The organism is Virgisporangium ochraceum, from assembly GCF_016863655.1.
GTDB classification, from domain to species: Bacteria; Actinomycetota; Actinomycetes; order Mycobacteriales; family Micromonosporaceae; genus Virgisporangium; species Virgisporangium ochraceum.
This window is the reverse complement of record NZ_BOPH01000034.1, coordinates 143,075-167,233: the sequence shown is the minus strand read 5'-3', so window position 1 is coordinate 167,233 and position 24,159 is coordinate 143,075. Positions and strand designations below refer to the sequence as shown.

The following is a 24,159-nucleotide window of genomic DNA, read 5'->3' as shown; positions in this document are numbered from 1 at the left end:
TACCGCGCCCGAGCCGGGAGGTGTGGACGCCCTGACCCTGAGGCTCTGGCGTTCGCCATGCCCACCCCGATGGCCTACGACTTTCGTTACCGAACTCAGTAGAACTGCCCGGACAGAACGCTAAACAGCAGCACGGCGAGCGGGCCTGCCGTCAACCCGGCAACACTCGACCGCGCCGGACACGTTGCAACTTGCAATCCCCCTGCTACCATTCGTGACGGCCAAGGCATTGATCGGCATAACTTCCGAGAGCGGACGGAAGGACGTCGCCGCGTGGAGATCCGCGTGCTCGGACCACTGGAGGTGGTCCGCCATGGACGCATGGTCCACATCGCCCGCCGACAGGTACGAACCGTGCTCGGCATCCTTGCGTTCAACGCCAACCGCCCCGTCTCCCTGGAGCGGCTGATCGATCTTCTCTGGGGCGCCAATCCGCCTCAACGGGCACGGTCGATCATGCAGACCAGAATCTCCCAGGCCCGATCGGCGATAGGCCTGGACGCCACCACGGAAGACGGCGTCCGACTCGATTCGCGAATCGGCGGCTACATCCTCGAAGCAGACACCGACTCCGTCGACATCCTCCGCTTCCGGCACCTACTGAAGCAGACCGAGACCGCGCCGTCCGGTGAGCAGACGATCGAACAGATCCGGGCGGCCCTCGCCCTGTGGCGTGGACCGCTGCTCGGCGAGGAAACCACACGAGAGATCGCCGACGTCCACGGCCACGCCTTGGAGTCGGAGCGCCTGACGGCCGTCGAGAACCTTCTCGCCCTCGAGCTGCGCTCGGGCAAAGCCGGACGCATCGTCGACGAGTTCCTCCCGCTTGTCCGGGACAACCTCATCCGGGAGCCGCTCGTCGCGCGGTTCCTGCGCGCCATGCACCAGGCCGGCCGCAGCACCGAAGCGCTGAAACTCTTCGATGAATGCCGCCGCTGGCTGGCCACCGAGTTCGGCACGGATCCGGGCGAAGAACTGCGCCTCGCCCACCAGGAACTACTGTCCCAGGCCGGACCCGAACCTGCCCTTACGAACATCCCGCGGTTCCGGCCGGCAATTCCGAAACTGCTCCCCGCCGACGTCAACGATTTCACGGGACGCGCAACAGAGCTGGCGTGGGTTGCGGACCTGCTCCTGCCCGACGGCCGCACCAGCACTGCCGTCATCGCGATCGCCGGCCCAGGAGGTGTCGGAAAGACTGCGCTCGCCGTCCACATCGCGCACATGGCCCGAGCCCAGTTCCCCGACGGCCAGCTCTACGTCGACCTCCACGCCGACGACGACCGACCACCGACCGCACGGGAGGTTCTCGGCCGATTTCTACGGGCTTTGGGCGTCGACGGCTCGACGGTCCCGGAAAGCGAGGACGAACGCGCCGAGCTCTACCGCGATCTGGTCGCCGACCGCCGGATCCTGGTCATCCTGGACAACGCCCACTCCGATTCGCAGGTCGCGCCGCTACTCCCGGCAGGTCGGCTCTGCGCAGTCGTGGTCACCAGTCGTGCGAGGCTCGGTGCGACCCTCGGCGCCACACCCCTGAACCTCGACGTACTCGACGTCGAGGATGCGACGAGGCTCCTTCAACGCATGATCGGATCGCATCGAGCGGCGGACGCGGACGTCCCGGCTCTGTGCGATCTCGTCGGTCGGCTACCGCTGGCGGTGCGCATTGTCGGAGCCAAGCTCGCCGCCAAACCACATTGGACCGTCGACTGGATTACCGACCACCTCCGTGACGAGGACCAGCGGCTCAACCACCTCGTACACGAGCACCTCGACGTCCGAGCGAGCATCGCCGTCAGCTATAGAGGGCTGGACGAGGTCGCTCAACGAACGTTGCGGATCCTCAGTGACACTCCTGGGCCGATTTACAACTGGCAGGTCGCCGCCGCGCTTGACACGGCAACACCCGAGGCTGACCTCGTCCTCGACCAACTCGTGGATGCGTACCTGCTGGATGTGGCCGGCTCCGATGCGACCCGCACCATCCGGTACCGCCTGCACGATCTGGTCCGGCTGTTCGCCAGCGAACGAGCCCGGATCGAGGATCCACCCGTTGTCCGGAAGGAGCACCGCGAACGCGTCCACGCCGCATGGCTCGCCATGCTGCGGACCGCGCATCGAGCCGCCTACGACACCGACCACCTCGTGGTCCACGGCGACGTTGAGACGTCCCTTCCCGCCGGCGTCGGCGCAGCCATTCGATCCCAGCCGTTGGACTGGTTCCAGACGGCCCGCGTGGGCATCATGCCCGCCCTACGACAAGCCGACCGCGACGGCAACACCGCAGTCTGCTGGAACATCGCTGTCGCATCATCCGGTCTGTTGGAACTCCAGCGCGCCTTCGACGAATGGCACCTGGTCCTTGACACCGCCATGTCGGTCGCCAGCCGCGCCAACGACGTCCTCGGGCAGGCGTCCCTGCTGCACCAACTCGGCAAGCTGCACGCCGACCGACAGATGCCAGCCGAGGCACTCCGTCTGTTCGAGCGATCGTTCGCCCTGTTCAAGTCCATCGGTCATCGGCATGGCACCGGCGTCGCCACCGCCTACGTCGCGATGGCCCACCGCTTCCTCAGCCATCACGACGAAGCGCTCGACTCGTACATCGCGGCCCTCGACCTGCTGACGGAGTCCGGGGACGTCGGCGGGCAGGCGCATGTGCTCCGCGGCATCGGCCAGATCCACCTGTCCAGATCCGATCTGGCCGCAGCTGACAGCTACTTCCAGCAGTCGCTGGAGCTCTGCCGTACGCACGGACCGATCCGACGAGTCGAGTCCCAGACCCGATTCTGGCTCGGCAACCTGCGTGTCAAGCAGGGACGCCTGGAGCACGCTCGAGAGCAGTTCACTAAGGTGCTCGTCGACTGCCGCGACCTGGGCGACATAACTGGCGTCGGGCAGGCACTACGCGGACTGAGCCAGTGTCACCTGGCCCTCAACGAGCCCGAACTAGCCCGTGCGACTCTGCTCCAAGCACTTGAACTGGCTGAGCAGCCCAGGGCGACACTCCTACTCGACTCCATCCGGCGCGATCTTGAGCGGCTTCGGACGCCGTAGCAAGCGAATCATCGCAAGGCCTCCCTCCGCCCGTGACGCCACCTCGAATCCCCTCGGCGCAGACCGCGGGCGAGGCAGCAGATCGATGTCGGCGGGCGCGTCGCTCGCTCGCTGCGACGACCAAGAGCGCTGGCATCGCGCGAGACCATCGGTATGAGCGTGGCCCTTGATCACGCGCCACGGCGTCGTTTCAGTCGACTGCATGAGGCGCAGAGGACGGTCCGGTCCGTGTCGCTTGGTGTCGACTGGAAGAACTGAGCGTCTGTGGCCAGTCCGCACCTTGTACAAGTCGTTCCGGCTTTACGCCGATCTTCCTCGTTCTGCGGGTGTCGGACCGACTGGCCTTGTTTGGACACCAGCGTTCGCGACGATGCCTGGTCTTCCAGCGGAAAGAACAACTTGACGATAAGGGCTGCGGGGATGGCGAAAATGAATCCCCAGCAGAAGAAACTTACGGCGTACTCGAACACACCTGGCGGAGAGATCTTTTCCTCGAAGAAGAACCCTTCACTCTTCGGAACAGCCGTCCTCACGGAGACGACGACGCACGTAACTGCGATGCCGGCAAGTACCAGCGATCCGAGTACTCTGCGCATCACGCGAGCCTCCCCCTTCGACTGATTCGCCGGACATGCGGTTTCTTCTGCAAACTCAACCATCGAAAGCAGAGGCTCGTTATCGGAACGCTTCAACGAGATCCGATGGACGCAGGCGTCGAAGGACAAGCAGCGATCGGATCGTTGAGAACGTCGCCTCGGGCGACCATTGATCGCGATGCTCCTTGATCAAGCGGAGAAGCTGGGAACATTGTTCGCGCGTTCGAACGGGGTGGAACTGAACTCCCGCAGACTCAGCTAGATAGTCTTTGGCTGTTCTCATCCTGTACTCTACTTCGCCACGCGAAAGGGGTGTGATCGCAAGTCCGAAGAACTTGTGATCATATATGACCGGTGACCAGGCATAGCTATGTATACCGATCTTCGAGCAAAGTTGGATGTCATCTCCCGAGAAGCCAACCTCTTGATGTAATCCGCGCCGCGCAACCTCGTCCGGGGTGGCGAGGTGCGAACCATCGAGGTAAGGCGTAAAGTCCGATGGAGCGACGTTCTCTCCGACCGCATTGAAAATCTTGTCACCCAGCTGCCTTCCGCCTGCGGCATGCCTGGACCGAGTAGTCAGTACCAAATAGTCGCCGTCCTCGCAGATCAATGAGATTCCGACACTGCAAGGATTAGGAAACCCGTCGACAGGCGCATCAGCCCGTGGCGTGCCCACTACACCAGCAAGCGCAGCCCTGTCACTCTCGGCGCAGTCCCTAAGTAGATCATGCGTAGCGAGGTAATCAAAGTATCGGTATGTGTGGGTCTTAAGCTCCAGTACGTGCGCACGGCCGCGCAATTCATCGGCAGGTTCGTCAGAAACTCGCACTGCCATAAAGGACGAGATTCCTACCTGTTCATCGTCGGTACGATTCTGTGCCAACCAGGCAGGCGCGTGGGCGGCCCGAATGCGAATTAGTGCCTCATCCTTTAATTCGAATCTTCCGTCGAGGCGCATTCGAGCTGTTCCGGGAACGAAAAAGCCGTCTTGGTCCCAACCCTCCTGAACCAAGCGTAGGTCCATTGCGTCCTCGACTGCTCTCCAAGCTCGATTATTCGCTTCGTACGATCGCTGCCTACGTCGCGTTGCGCCCCAGTTGGATAACCGTGGATAAGCAACATTCTGTATCGGAAGGCCGACCAAAGCGCCGAAGATGCCGCCCACAATCAAGGAGACCCAGTCCATGAGACGCCCTTCGCCTAGAGCGGAGTTGGTTTCTTTGGACGATAGTTCTCTTCAGGCATCGCTCACATTGCCCAAGTGGCCCGTTCGCCTGACCCTCTGAATATTGCGGTCAGTCCGATCGAACCATCAGGCACGTTCGGTCAGAGCGGTGCGCGGCGTTAGCCAAGCCCTGAACAGCGGAAGAACCGATCCGACGCACCATGATCGGGTGCGCGTCCTTCAGCCAGATCTGTAAACCCCTTACCCGAGATGGTCAATGTCCGACTCCCCGCCCAATCCCATGATTGCGCGTCGTGGAGTGAGCGAAGCGTTTGCCCGACCACGGGCCCATCTCTCGCGATCGTGGCCCAGCGGCTTGAGGAATGTACTTACCGTCTGCCAGCCCTATGAGCGGTCTGCCGGGCCGAGATGCTCCGCCAGGAAGTTGACCACGTCCGTACGCATGCGGGCCAGGTTCTCCCGCTTGCTGAAGCCGTGCCCCTCGTCCGGGTACACGTCGTACCGCACCGGCACCCCACGTGCCCGGAGCCTCTCCACGATCTGGTCGCTCTCCGGCTGCGGCACCCGTGGATCGTTGGCCCCCTGGACAACGAACAACGGCGCCCGGATCTCATCCGCGTACGTCACCGGCGACCGCGACCGCAGGAAGTCCTCATCGGTGTCCGGGTCTCCGACCATCACCGCGACCTTGTGACGCCACGTCGGCGGCTGCGACCGGGTGAAGGTCACCAGATTGCTCGGCCCACACACGTCGACGGCGGCCGCCCAATTCAGATCCGCCAGCCGCGACACGCACGACAGGGTCAGGAAGCCCCCGTACGAACCGCCATAAACACCGATCCGATCCGGGTCCACCCACGGCTGCTCCCGCAGCCAACGCACGGCTGCGGCACAGTCGCCCAGATCGCCGCCGCCCCAGTCACGGAAGCTCAGCCGCAGGTAGGACTTGCCGTAACCGCTTGAGCCGCGCACGTCCGGTGCCAGCACCGCCAGCCCGCGTCCCAGGAGCGCCTGGTAGAACCCGTCGTAGCTGTACTCCGGAAGCTCCTGCGCCGCCGGACCACCATGAATCGCGAGGACCACCCCCACCCGGTCGGTCACGCCGCGTGGCCTGTAGAGCGCTGCCGGAATCTCGAGCCCGTCGTCAGCCAGATACCGCACTCGTTCCGGCTCCACCAGACCAGCGGGATCAGCGACCGAAGGACCGTTGTCGGTCAGCGACCGCAGATCTCCCGTCGCCAGGTCGAGCACCACCACGTTCCACGGGCTTGTCGCCGAGGCGAACCCGAAGATCAGATGCCGACCGTCCGGGCTTACCGCATGTTCCCGCACCACACCCATCGGTAGCTCCGGCAATGGCAACGCCGCGCCCGACGACAGGTCCCGTCCGCGGAACTGGCTGCCGCCGTCGATGTTCACCGTCCAGATCAACGTCTTGCCGTCAGTCGACAACGCCGCACGCTCGACGTCCCAATCGGGGACGTCCAGCCAGGAGAGTTCCCCCGTCTCCGCGTCCAGCACGGCCAGGCCGGCGAACTCCCGCCCGGCGTTGCTGACCACCAGGAAGCCGGAGCCGTCCGGCAACCATGGTCCTAGTCCGTAGATTGCCGGCTCGCCGGTGTCGGGCGTCAGTCGCAAGGGCGCGCCACCATCGGCTCCGACCAGGTAGACGACGTGGTCGCTGTTGTTCTCGCGCCAGTCCACCGCCGTCAACCGCGTACCGTCGGGCGACCAGTGCCCTGCGTACATCCGCCCACCGGCGTCGAACACGCGCTCAACGACGCCCGAAGCAAGGTCCTTCACGAGGACGTCCTGGACGGCGCGGTTCCGATCATTGCCCGAAAACGCGAGCCGCCGTTCATCGGGTGATACGGGGGCGCCTATTGCCAGAGCGAAGCTCGCTTCTGGCGTGTCGGTCAGTGCCTGTGTGTCACCACCGTCGATGCCCACCTGGAACAGCTGAATCTTTTCGGTACCGCCAATGTCAGCCTGAAAGATCAGCGAACGGCCGGATGGGTGCCATACCACCCGGCGCACCGCTGAGTCCACGAGGGAGGTGAGCCGGCGGGCCGGCCCGCCCTTCAAGGCCTGCACCGAGATGTTGAACTGCCCACTGGCGTCATCGACGTAGGCAACATGGCTGCCGTCCGGCGACACCGCCAACGCCCCGTGGAACCGCGGGCCAAGGAACCGCCGACGAGGGATGAAGTCCTGATATCCGGTCACTGGCGTTGTCCACTCCGTCCACATCGATGACACAGGCCTGGGAGACGAGTTACGACGTCACGTGTGCCAGTCGCAGTCGCCGCACTGGATCGACAAACCGCGAGCCTGAACAGTCGACGGCTGGTCCGCCTGAACGACAGCACCTCCGGCCAATGCGACCAGCGCCGCCACCGCGATCAGGAACCGACGGATGGACATGACCCCTCCCCAGGAAGATCGATCCATGTCAGTCTATCCACGATGGATGACCGACCGTGCCCAGAGCATCACTGCTACCGCTTACCAAATCCTTCCCAGGCTTTCGCTACGCTCGCGGTCCGCCGATAACAGCAGCTAAGACCCGCTCCGTGTCCGCAAGATCAGGCAGGACGATCGTGGCACCGGCCTGCGTCAACGCTTCCTCGTCGGAAGAGCCGGACGCCACCGCGACGATGGAGGCGCCGCCTTCGACCGCTGTGGCGACGTCGTGGGTGCTGTCTCCGACGACCACGGTGTTGCCGCGGCCGAACTCAGCGCCGTGACGCTCAGCGGCCCGCCCCTGCGCGACGGCGACCAGACGAGGACGGTGCCGATCGTCATCGCCGTACGCACCAATGGTGATGTCCAGATAGCGGTCCAGGTCGAACGTCCGCAGCTTGATCGCTGACACCGCCCGCAGGTTGCCTGACAGGACCGTCTGAACGACGTCATCCCGCTCGGCCAACGCCGCGAGAATCTCGCGGGCACCCGGTAACGCCCGTCCCCGCGCAAGCAGCTCATCCGAGTGCTTCAGGTACTCGTCTGCCAGCGACTCCGCGTAGGCCTCCTGGTAGGCAGAACTGTCGTCGAGGCCGTGCAGCTCCAATGTGGCGGCAAGGATCGCCGGCTCGGTCTGCCCCGTGACGTCGGCCTTCTGCTCCATCCGGCGGCCGGTGACCTTCTCGAACGCTCGCTGGTAGAACTCGCCTCCCAGGCCGCGGGTCTCGATCAACGTATGGTCGATGTCCCAGAGGACCAAGGTCAGGTCGCCGTTCCCGCTGGCCATCGGCCAAGTTTGTCATCTGGAGGCGTAGCCTGGGTCGGTCGGGCGCACTCCGGAGGGAAACGGTGGAGATCGACGAGTGTGCCGTCGGGCAGCGCATCGCCAGCCATCGGGTCCGCCGAGGGCTCACGCAGGCGGAGCTCGCTGGACTCGTCGGCATCTCACTCTCGATGATGAAGAAGATCGAGTCGGGCGATCGCCTGGTCACCCGGTTCTCGCAGCTCATCCAGTTCGCGGAGGCGCTGCGGATCAAGGATCTGCGTGAGCTCACGGGCGTCCCATTGTCTTTACTGCCGGACGGACGCCGCGGCCATCCGGCTACGAACGCTGTCTACGCGGCCGTCATGCAGCGGCATCCACCTGTGGGTGAGGTGCTACGGCCGGCGCTCCTCGCCGAGCGCGTCGAGCGGACCTGGCAGGCCTGGCAGACCGCTTCCGCGTTCAGGTACGACATGGTCGGGCAGGCCCTGCCAGCGCTGGTCACGGATGTCGAGGCCGCCCTGTGGCAGTCAACGGGTGACGAGCGCAGGTCGATTCTTCGGTTGTCGAGCACGCTCTACCAGCTCGTCCGCACGTGGACCAAGCGGGTCGGCGAGTACGAACTGTCGCTGGTCGCCGCTGACCGTGCCGTCACCTATGCGCTGGACGCCGACGATCCCGACCTTGCCGGTGCTTCAGCATGGAATCTGGCGATGATCCTGTCCGCCCAGGGCAGGACCGAGCAGGCGCGAGCGGTCCTGCACAGGGCCATCGAGGAGTTGAAGCCGCGCCTGGACGGCTGCGATCCGGCCCGATTGGCTGTGTTCGGTGGTCTGCACCTACTCGCGGCGACCGAAGCCGCGCGCGACGACCACATCGCGGAAGCGTCCCGGCTCCTGGACGTCGCGGACTCAATCGCGGCCCGGACCGGGGAGACCAACCACCATCGGATGGTCTTTGGACCGACGAACGTGGCATTGCACCGGGTGTCGGCTGCCGTCGAGCTGGGCCGGACCATCGAGGCCCTGGAGATCACCGAACAGGTCGCGATCGGCAACTCCCCCGCCGTCGAGCGGCGGCTTACCTTCCGCCTCGACGCCGCCCGTTGCTACGTCCGGAAGAACGAGGACGTGGCGGCGATCCACATGATCGAACGGATCCATCGCGAGTCGCCGGAGGAGCTGCGCTACAGCTCCGTGGTTCGAGAGACGCTCCGCCAGCTCTGGGGTCGTCGGAAGCCGGCCACGGAAGCCGAGCTTCGCCCGCTTGTCGCCGCAGCGAACCTGACAACCTAAGACGTTCCTCGCCGGCGAGGTACACCATGTGTGTCCCCCACCGCGGGTGGTCTTCCTTGAGCCCCGGCGCTCCTAGCGTCCTGATCGCGTCGGCCGGGCTCAGCTTCCGGCGTGGTCACCTGTCGCCGGAGCAGAGGAGTGCGAGATGACGACCGTGAAGTCAGGGATCCGTCGACGGGGGCACGGATCCCAATCGGCTCAGGAAGCCGGGCCCGGCCGATGAGGTCGCCGCGGATTCGGCTCGCTGACAGTCTTGACGCGTCGACCGTGGCGGAGATCGTCACCGATGCGCTCGTGGGCACGACGTTGGCCGCGTGGCTCGTCACAGATCCGGCGGACCGGCGTTCCGTCATCTTCGCGTGGTCGCGCAGCCTGGTCGAACACGCGGTCGACCACGACACCGTCTACCTGTGCGACGACGAGAGCGCGGCGGCCGTATGGCTCCATCACCACCTCGGCGGCTCCTCCTGTGTCGAGGACCGCGAGCAACTCGACGCGATCTGCGGACCGCACGTGCACCGGTTTCTGACCCTCGACAGGCTGTTCGATCTGCACCACCCGACCGAGCCGCACCATCACCTGAGGTTTCTCGCGGCCCGTCCGGACATGCGGTATCTGGGACGCGGTAACGCACTTCTCACGCACCACCACAGGCTGCTCGACGCGAGCGGGCTACCGGGCTACTTCGAGGTCAACGACACTCTGGCCTGGGACTCGTACGCGCACCACGGCTACCGGCCGGGCTCGCCGTTCGGTGACCCCGGAGGGCCGCAGTTCTGGCCGATGTGGCGGGCCCCGCGCCTGCCCCGCGCGAGGTGACCGCCCGATGCTCGCAGCCGCTATTGCCGTGACAGCGCTCGCCATCGGCTTCGGTATCGGGTTCGTCACCTTCAAGCGGTCGCTGCAGTGGTGCCCGGCATGCGGCGCCTGCCTGCGGTGCACCGAATGCCCCGGACGTCCGTCACCATCGACCGCCCGCGCCACGGCGCGCCGACCATGATGATCATCCAACGAGGAGAACGATGACCACGCAGGCTATCTCGCAGTTCATGACCGTCGCGCAGCTTCGTCGGGAGCTGGAACGGCTGGAGCGAAACGGCTGCGGGGCCTGGGACATCGACGTCGCTCCTGATCCGTACGTCGCTGATGGGACCAGATACCAGACCGACCTGGCGTTCGATGCACGACGGCACGGCGTTGTGCGCCTCGTCCCGCTCGGCGATGGAAGCGTCGACTTCGTGCTCCTGACCTTCGCCGCGGGTCCAGTCGCCGCGACCGAGTCCCTCGATCGGCCCACCGCTGCGTGACTTCGGGGCGGCCGGTCGTTGCGCGCCTCCTTCGACCGACGTCCCATGCGCCAACGGCCGCGTCGAGCACAGCGGCAAGTCACGGGAGATTCGAATGCCACTGCAAGGACCGACCCTCGCACGACGCCAAGTGGGACGGCAGCTCCGGATACTCCGAAGGGCGGCCGGCAAGACCGAGCGCGACGTCGAGGAGGCGAATATTGCCTCGCGAGTCAAGCTGTGGCGTATCGAAACCGGCAAGGTCGGGATTAAGGTCGGTGACGTTCGCGGACTCTGCTGGCTCTACGGTGCCGATGTCGAGACGACAGAGGCCCTGACGGCGTTGGCAGTGACGTCCATCAGCAGTCTGGGATTCTGGGAGGACCACCAGGACTCACCTACCTGGTCCAGCCTCTACCTCGGCTTGGAGTCGATCGCCGACGAGATCCGGGCCTACCGTCATGAGCTGGTTCCCGATCTTCTCCAGACGCCTGACTACTTCCAGGCGGTCCGGACGGCCCTCAAGCCCGACGAATCGGAGTCGGATCTCCGCGATCGGGTCAAGGCGCATCAGGAACGGCAGGATGGCATCTTCACCAGGGAGTCCTCGCTGAGGCTGATCGTGATCATCGGCGCTGGCGTGTTCGCTCGTCCGGTCGGTGGCAGCGACGTGATGGCTGACCAGGTCAGTCGATTGCGGGAGCTTGACCGTCTCGACTGCATCGACGTCCGAGTGCTGCCGTGGGAAGCGGGCTCGCATCCGGCCATGAGCGCCGGCAGCTTCAGCATCATGGATTTTCAAGACGACGATGACCCGTCTGTGGCTCACATCGAGACGCTCACAGGCTCCCGATATCTGGAGAAGCCCGGCGAGGTCGGCGAGTACCGCCGCGTCTTCCGGCAGCTCTACGACAAGACCGTGTCCATCGGCGCGTACCAGGTCTGAGACACCAGTCGAAGCACTACGGACCAGCGGGATTGCGCAGGGTGATCAGCTCCGACCAACCACGTCCGGGGCAACCTCACACAGAGTCTGGTAGGTCTCGCTGTCAAGGTCCTCCGGCACTTCCGCGTCCCGGGACTCCATCAGGTCCGTCACGGTCTGCTGGAGCTCGGCGGTGTTGCCGTCAGCGGCAGCTACCCGCAGCATGTCCCGCCACGTGATGTCGCTGGTGCGGTAGCGGTCGGCCGTCCACGCCCGCTCGACCGCCCACCGTGCACCGGCCGTGCCGCCGCTCGCCAGGCACAGCTCGACCAGCCGATGCGCGGCGTCGACCACGGCAGACGTGAGGTGGTGCGGTTGGATGTCCGAGTTCGGCAGCCACGTGTACGGGTTGCGCGCCACCGACGAGTACGCCATGTCAGCGCCCGCCAGCGGTTCGCCGCGAACCAATCCAAGTGCCAGGCGGAGATCACTCATGCCGGCCGGACCACGGCTGTCGCTGCGCTCGCGCAGCCGCCGGAACAGATCCCAGTCGAGGAGGTAGCCGTCCCGCAGGCGGTAACGCCGGTCGGCCGTCGCCTCAGGCAGCCAGGGCTCACCGTCGGCGCCGGAGCCGAGCCAGCGGCGGGTCCGCGTCATCGCCGACCGCCGAGTGGTGACCTTGACCCGCTGTCCCGGCCACAGCGCCTCGTCGAGCTGGTCACTCAGAACACCGCGCTCTCCCCGCGTGGCCAGATAGACGACGATCTCCGTGTAGAACCGTGGCCGGTCGGCGGGCGCGACGCCGGCGGCTTCGACCATCGCCGGGCCCAGAATGGAGATCCGGGGTCGCGGTATCGCGGGGTCGGCCCAGTCGCGCAGGTCGCGGTCCAGCGTCGGGTCGTTGTGTGCGCGGGACGGCGTCCGCGGCGTCGGTGCGGCGATCGGCACCACGATCGAGGGGACGGACGAAGCAGCGTCCGCCACAGCTGGCTGCTCCTCCGGCGCCGCAGTCGACGGTGAGACCTGGCGCAGCAGACCAGAGATGGCGCCGAGCTCGGTTCTCGACAGGCTGGCCGCCTCCAGGGTTTCGTCCGTGCCTGCGAGGCCGAGAAAGTCGATGCTCAGCCGACCGTCGTCGTCGATGTGCACCGGCCAGCGGCCGACCTGCTCGGTGCTGACCACTACGACGACGACCGTGCACCGGCCGGCGTTGTCCAGCTCCTTGTCGAGGCGTTGCAGCGCGGTGAGGTCGTCCATGGTCGGGTCCTTCACGAGGTACACCTGGGGCATCCAGGCGTCGGCCACGATGTCCTGGATCCGGCCGGTGAGCGGGTCGGTGCCGACGCGGTCCATTGACGCGACGGCCTGTTCGACGCGGCGCCGGGCACGGTCGATCGCGGCCCGCGTGTTGGCGGCCGCCGTGACGCGGTCGGCATTCAGCGCGATGAGGTCGGCGGTCTCGTCGGCATCGAACCCGGCGACGATGACGTCCACGTGGTCGCTCCAGGTGTTGCAGGCCAGCTCGCCGGCGAGATAGCGGAGGAGGTTCTCGGCTCGTCCGGTGTCCCCGGTGATCGTGACCAGGCCAAGGCGCTCCAGGTCGAGGAGCAGGTGCATACCCGGCTGCGAACCGACAGCGGCGAGCGCCGGCAACGGGGCGAGCTGTCCGTCGGCCTCGGGCAGTCCGGCGTCGGCCGGCAGCGTCCAGGTGAGTTCCTCGTGTTCCCACGGTGCTGGTGGAGCGGGCGGCTGCCGGGTCAGCAACGTGTGGACGGTGTCCCCCTCCATCCAGACCCCGATGAAATCGGGCAGCGTCAAGGCATCCCTGTCCGCGAGCTCGATGGACAGCGCACGGAGGGCATGATCGAGACGGTCAACGGCAACGGGTTGGGCGACGACCCGCATGTCGGACTCGATTCTCGGTTCGGCCGGGTCAGCGATCCGCGCGTCGACAGGGCGGCGCTCCAGTAGCCGCCGGCGGTGGCGTCGTAGCAGCGCAAGGGCGAGCGTCGCGAGGAGACCGGCTGCCATCAGCGGAACGCCGATGAGCACCAGTTGATCCAGCACATTGTCGTCGGCGTCCGCGTCATCGGTGGGTGAGGCTGGTGGAGGTGCTTCGGCGGCAGGGGCGGACGGTGGCGCGGGATCTGGTGGAGGCGGCGTCGGCTCAGCAGCGGCCGGAGGTTGGGAGACCGGCCTGCCGAGGATCGTCCCGGTCGCGTGCCCGCGCGGCCCTCGGTCCGCCGCGTCTGCTGGCAGCTGCAGTCGTTGGCTTGCGCCGATCCGGTCGGGATCTCTGATGCCGTTGAGCTGAGCGATCTCCCGATACCGGTCCGGGTCCCCGGTCAGCCGAACGGCGATGTCGGCCAGTCGGTCCCCGCGCGCGGTCACATAGGACAGCGGCCCCGCAGGCTTCGAATCGTCGACGCGGCCAACGGCATGCGGTCGGGCTCCACGGTCGACCGCGCCGACCGGCAGCACCAGTTTCTGCCCGGCCGCTATCCGATCCGGGTCCGGCAGCCCGTTCAGACGTGCAAGGTCGTCGTACCGCCTCCGCTCGCCGAGAAACCGTTCCGCGACAGCGGTGAGCCGGTCATCGGGTGCAACCACGTACAGCTGTCCGGTCGGCTGTTCTGCGGCGACGACGTAGGCAGGCGCTGCCCGGGTCACGGAAGCGGTTGCCACAGCCGGCGCCGACGCGCCCACGATGACCGCCGCGACCAGCGCGGCCGCGAGCCGTTGCTGCGGCCCCAGCCCGGCGAGCCGCAACGCCGGCCGGCGGCGGATCGCCGCGGGAATCTCGACCAGCACCGACAGCGCGAACGACGCCCACGCCAGCCAGGCGACGACCGTCAGCGTCCGCAGGAACAACTGCCCGGTGTCCCGGGCCGTCAACGCCGACGCGACCTCGTCCGCAGCGGGCACCTCGGCCGGCAGCGGGTTTCCGGCCACCACGACGAGGAGGACCGGCACCCCACCGACGATCGCGATCAGCGCGGCGGTCGCCGCCGCGGCGGCCAGGAATCGTCGAATCATCGCCGACTCAGCCAGACACCAGGTGCGCGGTGGCGCTGGCTGTCACCGTCGTCCGCTCAAATCCAATGAGTCCGAGCATCACGGTGTCGTAGGCCACCGTCACGGTGACCACCAGCGTCTCGCCGTCCTCGACTCGGACGGTGCCGACCACCCCGGCGGCATCCAGGTACTGCCGCGCGGCGGCGGTCGCGCGCCCGGGGTCCAGTACCTTGTCCCCGCCGGTGACCGCCTGCGGCAGGGCGATCGCCTGCCCACCGGCACGAGCCGCTTCGGCCGCGATGTGATCGGCGCGCACGATCGCCCGGAGCATGCCGGCTCCATCGGCCGAGAGGCCAATGATGACGAGGACGCTGAGCAGCGCGGTCGCGACGAACACGTTGATCCGTCCTTCGTCCGAGCGCATGCGACTGGTCATCCGCCACCACCCCTGCCTCGATAACGGTCCAAGGGGGACTCGAACGACGCCGTCAGCACTCGGCTACCTGGCACGCCGGGCATGGCAACGTCCTCGAACGTCACCTCGCAGGCGACGCGTACGCCGACCGACGCCGGCTGGCCCACCGGGACGGCGAACCCGTCGACGTCGACAGTGACCGTCAGCTCGACGCAGCCGAGGTTCTGCCGCGCCAGCGTCTGCCGGGCGGCGTCCGTCGCGCGGTCCTCGGCGACCGCCGCACTACGCGACAGCGACGCCGCGCGGGCAGCGTCGTGGGCGGCCAGATCGACCGCGCTCTGTGCGACGGCCTGCCGTCCGACGACCACCGCAAGAGCGATGAGGACGAGGAACGCGGGCATCAGGATCGCCAGCTCGACTGATACAGAACCGTCGTCGCGGCGTCGGGGCGTCACGGCTGCTCCTCGGAGCTGAACCGTTCGACCCTGCCGTGGGCCGTCTGCGACACGTCGAACGCCACCACGAACCGGAGGCTGCGCCCAGTCACGGTGGCAGAGACGTCGTCGCCGTCGCGCACGACCGTGACCGTCGGGCCGACGAGCCAGTCTCCGGCACCGTTTAGGAACCTGGTGGCGCGAGCGTGACCCGCTCCGTCGGGTGCGTTGTAGGCGCGCTGCGCGGTCACCGCCTCCTGCGCGGCGGTCATCGCGACGTTGCGGGCCAGGAACCAGGCCGCGGTCTGGATGCTGGCGAACAGCAGCAGGAGGACGGCCGGGAACAGGATTGCGAGCTCGACCGCTGCGGATCCCCGGTCCGAGCGGAGTCGTCTCATCATGTCGCCGGTCCGCCGGGTGCGGTGTTCATGAAGCCGTTCGCCCGGGCCACCGCCCAGCCGACGACGGCAGCCGCGAGGAGCGCCAAGCCGGCGATGATGATCGCGGTTGGAACCGGGTTGTCTCCCCGGTCGCTCTCAATGCGGATCCGGTGGAGCCGTGCCGCCATCGCGGCCGCCATGCGGTTGGCCATCACTTGTCTCCATCCACTGTGGTCAGAGTCGGGTCATGAACGGGTAGAGGACGAACGCAACGAGGACGAACACCAGCGCGGCGCCGGGAACGTCGAGTCGTCCGGTGACCGCCTCGGCTCGAGCGAGCGCGTCGGTGCGGAGCTGGTCGCGGAGGCTGTCGGCCTGCTGGCGCAGGGTGTCCTGGACCTGGGCGCCTTCGGTGCCCGAGGACTGCATGATGGCGCCGACGTCACCGAGCTCCGGCACGCCGATCCGCGCCGCCGTCTCGCGCAGTTCCTGCCATGGGAACTTGAGTTGAAGCTGCGCGCGGAGGAGCGCCTCGCGGATTCGCTCGAACACCCAGCCGTTGCATACCTTGGCCGCCTGCTCCAACGCCTGCACCGGGCCGTGGGCCGCCGACAGTTGCAGCGCCACCAGGTCGAGGTAGGTGCAGACCGCGCGGACGAACTCGCGCCGTGCCTGAGTCGCCTTCGCCGTCACGTCGCGGCGGACGAGCAGGACGAACAGCGCCGCGCATGCTGGTCCCGCAAACACCGGAACGCGGACATCGACACCGCTGCCGGACAGCACCACGACGAGCGCCGTCGCGGAGGGCAGCGCCAGGCCGGCGAGCGCGGCAGCCAGCAGTGTCAGGGTGTACCGCTCCCTGGATCTACCGAGTAGCGCGAGCTCGCGGTCCGGTGGTCGAGCGACCCGCGTGAACGTGTGGAGCAGGGTCCGTTGTCGGTCACCGCCGTGGTGCAGGCGCCGTAACGCCGGGTCCAGCGGCGGGACGGCCGGGAGCACTTCACGGATTGCGACGAACCCGCCGAGGCCGGCCACGGCGCCGGCGACCACTCCTACGGTGAGGTGCCAGCTCATTGATCGTCCGCCTTTGCGTCCGCGCCGGTCAGGAACCGCGCGGTCCGTGGGGGCAGGCTCATCTGCCGCACCCACAGCAGTAGGGCGATGAACGTCGCGGCGAGAACCGCGAGCACCGCCTGGCCGGTTGCCGTGGCATACGGGCTCATGTACTCGGCCCGGGTGATGCCGTAGGCGAAGGTCAGCAGCGTCATCCCGGTCAGGAAGCGGACGGCGAACCGTGGCTGGGTCCGCTTGGCCTCGACCTCCCGGCGGGTGGCGACCTCGGCGCCGGCCGCGGTCGCGATTGAAGCGAGGACGTTGCCGAGGTTCTCGCCGCGGTCGGTCAGGTTGAGAATCAACGCGGCGACGACCTGGTCGCACACCGGGTCGTCGAGGCTGTCCGCGAAGGAGAGCAACGCCTTCCGCGGCTGCCAACCTGCCTGCAGACGGGCTGCGACCATGCGGACGTCGTCGACGATCCCGTCCGGCGCCGTCGCGGTGCTGGCCACGATCGCCTGTTGCAGGCCGACGCCCGTCCCGCAGATGTCCTTCAGCCTGCGGGTCCACTCCCCCACCGCCTCGACGCGGGCGATCGCCTCTCGCTCGCTGCGGCCGACGGTGACGAGCCAGGGCACGCCGGGAATCGAGACCGCGATGACCAGTCCGATGACCGGCATGCCGGTCAGCAGCCAGCCGAGGAATCCGCCCAGGCACGCGGCCGCCAGGATGATCCGGCGAAGGCGTCGGTCCCGGTCGCTCAGCCGGCCGGCGCGCCGGCGGAACTTCAACGTCGGACCGGCCGCGCTGGAGAAGGCGAGGACGCCGAGGGCGATGCCGGCCACGATCAGCACTCCGCCGATCTGGGCGACGATGGCCAGGCTCATGACGCCGGCCGCAGGACGCTGGATCGCCGCCGCTGCCATGCGCCGTGCCCCGCCGCGATCCAGGCGGACAGCTGCCTCGGGTCGTAGCCGACCCGAAGGAGCGGATCGCGGAGCCGGTTCGGCAGGTGCCGTGGGACCGCCCGTCCATCCGGTCCCGGACCGAAGATGGTCGTGGTAGTGATCCGGCCGTCGCCGCCGCCGTCCACCTCCTCGATGTGCGTGACGAAACGGTGCTTGCGACCGCCGACCGCCGTCTCGTCCTCGATCGTGACGTAGACGATCAGGTCGAGCGCGTTCCCGGCCATCCGCCGGGCGAGCTCGACGGTCATGTCGCGGCCGTGCGCGAGGGCGAGTTCGACGATGCGTTCCGGTACGGCGGCCGGGTGCCGGGCGTGGATGGTGCACATCGAACCGCGACTCGTCGTCATCGCCTGCAGCATCGGGACGATCTCCCGCGACCTCACCTCGCCGACGATGACGCGGAGCACCCCCATCCGCAGCGACAAGGGGATGAGGTCGGCGATGGTGACCTCGCCCGCCGGGCGTCCGTCCGGTCCGCGTTCGCCGTGGCCCTCGCGAGCTTCGAAGCTGATCGCGGCCGGGTGTCTGGTCGCGGTGTGCAGGCCGAGCTCGCGACTCTCTTCGAGGACGACGAACGGCTCGTTCGGAGGGATCTCCGCCGCGAGCGCACGCAGGAGAGTCGTCTTACCGGCGCCGGCCAGGCCCGCGATCATGATGTTCAGGCCGGACCTCATCGCGGACCGGAGCAGGTCCCGGATCAGCGGATCGATCATCTCCTCGACGTCCGGCCGGCTCCCGACCAGGTCGTCCAGGACGACGTTCAGCGTGTTGTGACGGCGAATCACGGCGACCGGCCGGTGCGAGACCTGGAAGACCGCGGCGAGGCGGCTGCCGTCCGGGAGCTGGAGGTCCAGCGTGGGCCGGCTCGTCGACAGCGACCGCTCGGTCGACCCGGCCCGGCGCGCCAGAGCCTGCAGCATCTCGACGAGTTCCGCGTCGCTCGCGGCGATCGGTTGCCCCCACTCAACCGATCCTTCGCGGCGCGTGATGCGGACCCGGTCGCAGCCGATGACGTGGACCTCCTCGACCGTCTGATCGGTGAGAAGTGTCCGAAGTGGACCGAGCTCGCCGAACTCGGTGACGACGGCGTCCCGCAGTGCGGCCTCGTCCACTCTGGACAGCGGCTCGCCCCTGCGCCGCCTTTCGTTCGCGTGCTCCGCGACCAGCTCGGTGACGAGACGGTCGCGTTCCCGGTCACGCACGTCGTTCGTGGTGTCTCCGTGATCATGCAGCCAGGCCGTGAGCCGCTCGCTGACCTTCTGCCGGAGTTCTTTGACAGCGCCGTGGTCGACATTGCTCACACGCTGGACGGGCAGTCGCGTCGCAACGGTCGGTGGGACGAACACCACCGGCGAACGGTGAGCCTCTACCGGACCGGTGAAGGTGGGCTCAAATCGTGCCACCGCTAATCTCCTTCAGGACGGGCCGTCTCGGAACGATCTGCCGGTGCCGCCCGATGAACTGCCGCACAGACGCTTCGGCGCCGGCGGCGGCCCGCATGAACCGGGAGCGGGACTTCACGACGCCGCCGTTGGTCAACACGCTGGCCGCTCGGCGGTCCTCGGGAACGCTTGCCACCACAGGAAGAACGAGACCTGCGGCAATCTCGCGAGTGCCGTACGGGCCCTCGCCGATGACGAGCAGCCCCAGCGAGCTGGAGCTTCCGAGGGCCTCTTGGAGGCGGCGGGTCAGTGCGGACGCCACCGGAACGGCCGGCGCGACGGAGGCCAGGGTCGGCCGGACGGCGAGCAGGACGGCGTCGGCGGCATCGAGCAGCGGCCAGGGGACGTGTTCGGCGGCCAGCCGTCCACAGTCGACGATCACGTCACCCGGCGGATCGGCGTACTCGAGTTCGGTGAAGAAGAGAGCCAGCCGACTCCACAGCGGTGCAAGGGTTCCGGCCTGGACCGGGTCGGTCAGGCCCGGCAGCAGCAGCCTTCGGCCGTGCGGTGGTTCGAGGTCTACGAGTTGAGCTCGGAAGGCCGCCGCCAGGCCGTTCTCGCGCAGCTCTGCGATCGCGAGGGGCAGCAGGCCTCGGTCCGCTGGCAGTTGTCCTTGCAGGAATCCGGCCAGCGCGCTGCCGCCGGCCGGATCGCATTCGGCGAGAAGCATCCGGCTGCTCCACGACAGGGTGAAGGCCAGCGCGGACGTGGTCACCCCGGGTGAGCCCTTTGCCGACGCGATTGCGATGACCGCCATCAGCCACCCACCCGCAGCACCATGCTCAGCCGGCCCTGGGCGGCGAGCGCGACAACCTGGGTGGCGTCGTTCTCCGCCACCGCCACGTAGACGACCCAACCTTCGACGCCGGCGGCTGCCCGTCCGCTCAGATCGACCACGGTGGCGTCGAACCGTTGGCGCACCATCGTTGCCGCGGTCTCCTGGTCGTCGGGTGTGGTGACCAGTTGCACGCTGTCGCCCGGGTGCAGCGTGCGGGCCGGCATCCGCTCGGGCGGCAGGCCGACGCCGACCTGTCTCTGGTCCGGTCCCACCAGGAGTTCGTCGGTCAGTTGGGCCGCCGTGAGCAGCGTCCCCGGAACGAGGGAGACGGCGGCGCGCCTGCCCACCGCGTCCCGGATGTTCTTGGACCGGATCGGCGCGAGCGGCGCTGTGACGGTGACCCGGACGGCCGTCAGATCCCCAGCCGTGACCGTGACGCCGGCCGGCACGGCCCGCGTGACCACGAGACATTCCTCGGTTCTGGTTGACGCGAGGTACGCGAAGCCGGACAGCAGGCCGCCGACGGCCATGAGGAGGACGGCCAGGGCGAGCGCGCCCCAGCGTGTACGCCGCTGCCCGAGCGTGGACGGAGGCGCCAGTGGCGTCTGCTTCATGACGTAACCACCTGCAGTTCGTCGATGGCGAGCGTCGTGCTCGACTGGCGCGTGGTGTCGATGACGCCGGACTGGCCGCCGCCGGCCCAGTCGACGCGCCAGTGCGTGACCGCCGAGATCCGGTAGACGCCGCTCGGTCGGGACCGGCTGGCCTTTTGGTAGACATGCCCGCAGTTCGGCGACGGCTGGTCGGCGTAGCCGGCGTCGTACGGCGTTCCTGGGTTGTGGCAGGTGACCGTCGACCCGTCGCCCATCGACCAGACGATGCGCGTAGCGCGGCCGGTGATCGTGACCGTGAGCCCACCGGAACTCGCCGATGATGTGATCGGGCCCCAGGTGTTCGGGGTGACCGCCGTCCATAGCCAGACCGGCAGGCCGACGAGGCCTGCTCCGTCAGGCCCGGGGGCGGTACCGACCGCAGCGCCGAGCAGCCGGATCTTGGCGAGCGCCTCCCGTGCGAGTTCCTCGGGTGATGGGCCGCCGGTCGGTGGGTTCAGCGACCACTCGGCGTCGGACTGGGACGGGTTGCCGCTGAACACGTTGCAGGTGCGGACGTACCAGCCACCGGCGCCGGCATGAGGATCGGGGACCGGCGCTGCTACCTGACGGACATAGCAGCCGCCGCCGACGTATGAGCCGAGGCCGTCGAGCTGGCATGGCACGGTTTTGCCGTCGAGAGTGCATGCGGCTCTGCCCCCGGTTCCTCCGCCCCGGCCGCCTGTTCCACCGCCGGGCGGGCCGGCAGGCAGGTCGTCGAAGACGTAGCACTCGGGATCATCGGGCGGGCAGTGTCCGCCCGATGGCTCGGCGTTCGCGGGCGCGATGGTCATGACGACCGCGACCACGACGGCGACCAGGATCTTCAGCACGGTTGGTCCAGGCTGGTCGAGTCGCTGATCCGCCAGCCCTGGCCGTCCACGTAGGTCGCGGTGTAGGACGCCACCACTCGGCGGTTGCCGCTCGGTGTCGCCACCGGCGAGTTGTTGGACCGGTAGACCAGCCGGTAGTCGCTGTTGTCGACGCAGGTCACGAGCGCCGCGGTCGGTGGCTGCGCATCTGGCCGGACCTCGGTGACCCTCGGGTCGAGCGCTACTGAGTTGCCGGCGTAGTAGACGCCTCGAAGCCGGTTGCGATGCAGCTGGGCCAACGCCTCGGTCAGGAGCGGATCGGTCAGGTAATTCCGGAGCTCCTCGCTCGGGGAGTCAGCGCCGGACTCGTTCGCGGCTCTAAGGGCACGCCGGTAGCCCTCGAATACCGCGAGGATCTCGGCTGTCTCAGGTGGTTCAGTTGTCGCAGAGGGCCGTGCCGCGCCTGAGTGACCGGTGGAACCCGGGGTCTGGTCCCGGCTCTGGCCACATCCTGTCGCCGCCATCGCGATAGCAACCAGCGCGGCGATTGCCGTCACGATGACGACAGATCTCGATGTATTGTCCCGCCCATGGATCTCATGCGGATGCCGAGTCTGCTGCTGATCACACCCCTGCTCCGCGCGGCCGTGGCCATCCACGCCGTACCGGCTGGCACTCCCTGGCGGCGCTGCTGCGACAGTTGTGGTGATCCGCTGAGCTCGCGGGTGTTCTACCCCGCAGGCCGCTGCGGATTCTGTCGGGCGCGCATCGGTGCGCCGCCTTTCTGGCTGGAGGCGGTGACCGCTGTCGCCATTGCCGACATCGGGGCTCTGGTCGCTGCTGGACGGCTGTCGCTCTTGGAGTCGTTGGCCGTGGCCTGGTGGGTCGGCTGGGCGATTCCGCTCGCGTTCATCGACGCCGCCGTTCACCGGCTGCCCGACAGGCTTACCTACCCCGCAGCGGCTGGAACCGTTGCCCTTCTCGGGCTGGCCGCCGCTCTCGGCCCGCATGGTGCCGGGCAGTTCGCGCTCGCGGTCGTCGCAGGCCTCGGCATCGCAGGGGCGTTCGCCATACTCACCCTGACCCTCGGCCGCCTTGGGCCTGGTTTGGGCGATGCGAAGTTGCTGCTGAGCACCGCCACGCTGCTGGGATGGTTCGGTTGGCAGGCGCTCGCCGTGGGGATCGCGCTCGGCCTCGTGGCGCAAGGGCTGGTCGCTGCTGTGGTCTTGGCCGGACGCAGCGAACAGATCACCCACGTCCCGATGGGTCCGTTTCTCATCGGTGGTGCTGCCGTCGCCGTCACCGTCGCCTCCTGACGACCACGCCGGCCAGCCGGCCCCGTGCCCGTTGCCCCACATGTGTCGTCACCCCGCTACCGCTCGCACGAATCGGACTAAGGACACGATGCGCGGCGACGCATACCAGACCCTTACCAACCACTTACCGGGCCCGCGCCGCGGAAGTTCTGCTTAGTAAGAGGCAATCCGCACTGCTTCGATCCTGCGACCGCGGGCCCCGCCCGGCCCATCGGCGGTCGCCAGCAGAGGCGTCGCTATCAATGTGCGGGATCGGACACCAGATCGCGGCCGGCTCGACGGAGTACGGCCTGACCTTGTTCTGCAAAAGGCTGGCGCCGTAGTGTCGTCCGTGGAGCCTCCGCGTCGCAGCACAGCCTCGATCACTTCGTCCCACCGGCCGGATGCCACCGCTTAACGTCTCGGCGTTAGTGTCTTGGTCTTCAGAGTTCTCCCCTAGTCGAGCGCGAGGTGACGACGGTGGTTTCCGCCCTTGACCGTCTCATGACTCTGGTTTCACCGCCGGCGCTGCCAGTCGACGGAGATGGTGACTGGCAGCGCGTGGAGGCGAGGCTCGGCCTCGCTCTGCCGGCCGATTTCAAGGAGCTGCTCCGCCGGTACGGCGTGGGACAGTTCGACGACATCACCCTGCTGACGCCGTTCGACACCCATCCCGACGCCGTCTTCGATCTCGTCGAATACGCGGAGGCGCTGACTTCCTGGTACGACGACCTCCGTGACGACGATCCCGAGAACTTTCCGTTCCCCCTGTATCCGGAGAATGGCGGACTGCTGCCCTGGGCGAAGACCGGCGAAGGCACGGACCTGTGCTGGCTTACCGAGGGGCGACCCGACGACTGGCCCACCGCGGTCTGGAACGTCCGGGAGGGTGGCCACCGCTACGACCGCGGTGCCGTGGAATTGCTGTACGGCTACCTCAGCGGACAAGCACGCGTGGAGCTGTTGAGTCCTCCGCCGGACGTCCCGTGGTTCGACCGGTACCGCGATCGTCGGGAGGTTCGAATCGCATTGGCCGACGGTGAGGTGCCGTCGGCCGACCGGTTACGGATTCTTCGCGAGCACCTTGCGCCGACCTCCGACCGTCGCAGCGTCGAGGATCAGCTCGGCCGGCGGACGGACAACTTCAAGGCCGTCGACCGCGACTGGTTGCTCGCCTTCCTCACCGGCTACGGCCCCGACGGGATCGTGGTGCGGTTTCCGCCGGAGGACGACGACGACGCCCGGACCGCCGTGGCGGCGGCCGTACGGGCCATGGGCTCGCGGATGGTCAGAGCCACCAGCGGCCGGGAGCCGGTCTGGACCGACAGCGTCGCATGACA

Annotated in this window: 23 protein-coding genes; 7 read left to right on the top strand and 16 right to left on the bottom strand. The window is 67.7% G+C overall.

Annotation, left to right across the window (positions count from 1 at the left end; all coding sequences use genetic code 11):
- Positions 1–273: 273 nt before the first annotated feature.
- The gene (locus Voc01_RS14530) at positions 274–3,060 is read left to right on the top strand and encodes an AfsR/SARP family transcriptional regulator (RefSeq protein ID WP_203927930.1); all 2,787 of its coding nucleotides are present in this window, start codon (positions 274–276) and stop codon (positions 3,058–3,060) included.
- A 170-nt stretch (positions 3,061–3,230) separates the two neighbouring features.
- On the opposite strand, the gene Voc01_RS14525 is transcribed toward Voc01_RS14530, so the two are convergent.
- The 4 genes from Voc01_RS14525 to Voc01_RS14510 all read right to left on the bottom strand — a co-directional run bounded on the left by Voc01_RS14525 (position 3,231) and on the right by Voc01_RS14510 (position 8,095).
- Positions 3,231–3,785 (bottom strand): hypothetical protein, encoded by a 555-nt coding sequence (locus Voc01_RS14525; RefSeq protein WP_203927929.1) that lies wholly within the window; start codon positions 3,783–3,785, stop codon positions 3,231–3,233.
- A 1,444-nt stretch (positions 3,786–5,229) separates the two neighbouring features.
- Positions 5,230–7,071, bottom strand: coding sequence for a S9 family peptidase (locus Voc01_RS14520; RefSeq protein ID WP_203927928.1), 1,842 nt, complete (start codon positions 7,069–7,071; stop codon positions 5,230–5,232).
- Positions 7,072–7,128: 57 nt separating this feature from the next.
- The gene (locus Voc01_RS14515) at positions 7,129–7,269 is read right to left on the bottom strand and encodes a hypothetical protein (RefSeq protein WP_203927927.1); all 141 of its coding nucleotides are present in this window, start codon (positions 7,267–7,269) and stop codon (positions 7,129–7,131) included.
- Positions 7,270–7,375: 106 nt separating this feature from the next.
- Entirely contained in the window at positions 7,376–8,095 is a 720-nt protein-coding gene (locus tag Voc01_RS14510) for an HAD family hydrolase (RefSeq protein WP_203927926.1), read from the bottom strand.
- A gap of 62 nt (positions 8,096–8,157) precedes the next feature.
- Here Voc01_RS14510 and Voc01_RS14505 point away from each other — a divergent pair, with 62 nt between their 5' ends.
- From Voc01_RS14505 to Voc01_RS14490, 4 genes are all read left to right on the top strand, one after another.
- Complete coding sequence (locus Voc01_RS14505) at positions 8,158–9,366, top strand: helix-turn-helix domain-containing protein (protein ID WP_203927925.1); 1,209 nt, start codon at positions 8,158–8,160, stop codon at positions 9,364–9,366.
- A gap of 267 nt (positions 9,367–9,633) precedes the next feature.
- Positions 9,634–10,185 (top strand): N-acetyltransferase, encoded by a 552-nt coding sequence (locus tag Voc01_RS14500; RefSeq protein ID WP_203927924.1) that lies wholly within the window; start codon positions 9,634–9,636, stop codon positions 10,183–10,185.
- 203 nt (positions 10,186–10,388) lie between these two features.
- Complete coding sequence (locus Voc01_RS14495; protein WP_203927923.1) at positions 10,389–10,673, top strand: hypothetical protein; 285 nt, start codon at positions 10,389–10,391, stop codon at positions 10,671–10,673.
- A gap of 130 nt (positions 10,674–10,803) precedes the next feature.
- Positions 10,804–11,598, top strand: a complete 795-nt coding sequence (locus tag Voc01_RS14490; protein WP_203927922.1) for a helix-turn-helix domain-containing protein — start codon at positions 10,804–10,806, stop codon at positions 11,596–11,598.
- Positions 11,599–11,643: 45 nt separating this feature from the next.
- Here the strand turns inward: Voc01_RS14490 and Voc01_RS14485 are convergent, their stop codons facing one another.
- From Voc01_RS14485 to Voc01_RS14430, 12 genes are all read right to left on the bottom strand, one after another.
- Entirely contained in the window at positions 11,644–14,448 is a 2,805-nt protein-coding gene (locus Voc01_RS14485) for a LysM peptidoglycan-binding domain-containing protein (protein ID WP_203927921.1), read from the bottom strand.
- Between the two features lie 172 nt (positions 14,449–14,620).
- Positions 14,621–15,028: a hypothetical protein gene (locus Voc01_RS14480; RefSeq protein WP_203927920.1), complete on the bottom strand. Its 408-nt coding sequence runs from the start codon at positions 15,026–15,028 to the stop codon at positions 14,621–14,623.
- Complete coding sequence (locus Voc01_RS14475) at positions 15,025–15,462, bottom strand: TadE/TadG family type IV pilus assembly protein (protein ID WP_239160186.1); 438 nt, start codon at positions 15,460–15,462, stop codon at positions 15,025–15,027. The genes Voc01_RS14480 and Voc01_RS14475 overlap by 4 nt, the downstream gene beginning before the upstream one ends.
- The gene (locus Voc01_RS14470) at positions 15,459–15,842 is read right to left on the bottom strand and encodes a TadE/TadG family type IV pilus assembly protein (protein ID WP_203927919.1); all 384 of its coding nucleotides are present in this window, start codon (positions 15,840–15,842) and stop codon (positions 15,459–15,461) included. Before Voc01_RS14470 ends, Voc01_RS14475 begins: the two co-directional genes overlap by 4 nt.
- Positions 15,839–16,033 carry a hypothetical protein gene (locus Voc01_RS14465; RefSeq protein ID WP_203927918.1) on the bottom strand — a complete coding sequence of 65 codons (195 nt, stop codon included), beginning with the start codon at positions 16,031–16,033 and terminating at the stop codon, positions 15,839–15,841. The genes Voc01_RS14470 and Voc01_RS14465 overlap by 4 nt, the downstream gene beginning before the upstream one ends.
- A 22-nt stretch (positions 16,034–16,055) precedes the next feature.
- The gene (locus Voc01_RS14460; protein WP_203927917.1) at positions 16,056–16,895 is read right to left on the bottom strand and encodes a type II secretion system F family protein; all 840 of its coding nucleotides are present in this window, start codon (positions 16,893–16,895) and stop codon (positions 16,056–16,058) included.
- Positions 16,892–17,800, bottom strand: a complete 909-nt coding sequence (locus tag Voc01_RS14455; RefSeq protein ID WP_373873818.1) for a type II secretion system F family protein — start codon at positions 17,798–17,800, stop codon at positions 16,892–16,894. The genes Voc01_RS14460 and Voc01_RS14455 overlap by 4 nt, the downstream gene beginning before the upstream one ends.
- The gene (locus Voc01_RS14450; RefSeq protein WP_203927915.1) at positions 17,758–19,245 is read right to left on the bottom strand and encodes a TadA family conjugal transfer-associated ATPase; all 1,488 of its coding nucleotides are present in this window, start codon (positions 19,243–19,245) and stop codon (positions 17,758–17,760) included. The genes Voc01_RS14455 and Voc01_RS14450 overlap by 43 nt, the downstream gene beginning before the upstream one ends.
- Positions 19,232–20,041, bottom strand: coding sequence for a CpaE/TadZ family protein (locus tag Voc01_RS14445; RefSeq protein ID WP_203927914.1), 810 nt, complete (start codon positions 20,039–20,041; stop codon positions 19,232–19,234). The genes Voc01_RS14450 and Voc01_RS14445 overlap by 14 nt, the downstream gene beginning before the upstream one ends.
- Positions 20,041–20,676: an SAF domain-containing protein gene (locus Voc01_RS14440; RefSeq protein WP_203927913.1), complete on the bottom strand. Its 636-nt coding sequence runs from the start codon at positions 20,674–20,676 to the stop codon at positions 20,041–20,043. The genes Voc01_RS14445 and Voc01_RS14440 overlap by 1 nt, the downstream gene beginning before the upstream one ends.
- On the bottom strand, positions 20,673–21,545 hold the full coding sequence (locus Voc01_RS14435; RefSeq protein WP_203927912.1) for a hypothetical protein: 873 nt from the start codon (positions 21,543–21,545) through the stop codon (positions 20,673–20,675). The genes Voc01_RS14440 and Voc01_RS14435 overlap by 4 nt, the downstream gene beginning before the upstream one ends.
- Positions 21,539–21,823, bottom strand: coding sequence for a hypothetical protein (locus Voc01_RS14430; RefSeq protein ID WP_203927911.1), 285 nt, complete (start codon positions 21,821–21,823; stop codon positions 21,539–21,541). The genes Voc01_RS14435 and Voc01_RS14430 overlap by 7 nt, the downstream gene beginning before the upstream one ends.
- Before the next feature lie 291 nt (positions 21,824–22,114).
- Between Voc01_RS14430 and Voc01_RS14425 the strand changes: the two genes are divergently transcribed.
- The gene (locus Voc01_RS14425) at positions 22,115–22,840 is read left to right on the top strand and encodes a prepilin peptidase (RefSeq protein WP_239160185.1); all 726 of its coding nucleotides are present in this window, start codon (positions 22,115–22,117) and stop codon (positions 22,838–22,840) included.
- A 483-nt stretch (positions 22,841–23,323) separates the two neighbouring features.
- Positions 23,324–24,157: an SMI1/KNR4 family protein gene (locus Voc01_RS14420; protein ID WP_373873817.1), complete on the top strand. Its 834-nt coding sequence runs from the start codon at positions 23,324–23,326 to the stop codon at positions 24,155–24,157.
- Positions 24,158–24,159: the final 2 nt, after the last annotated feature.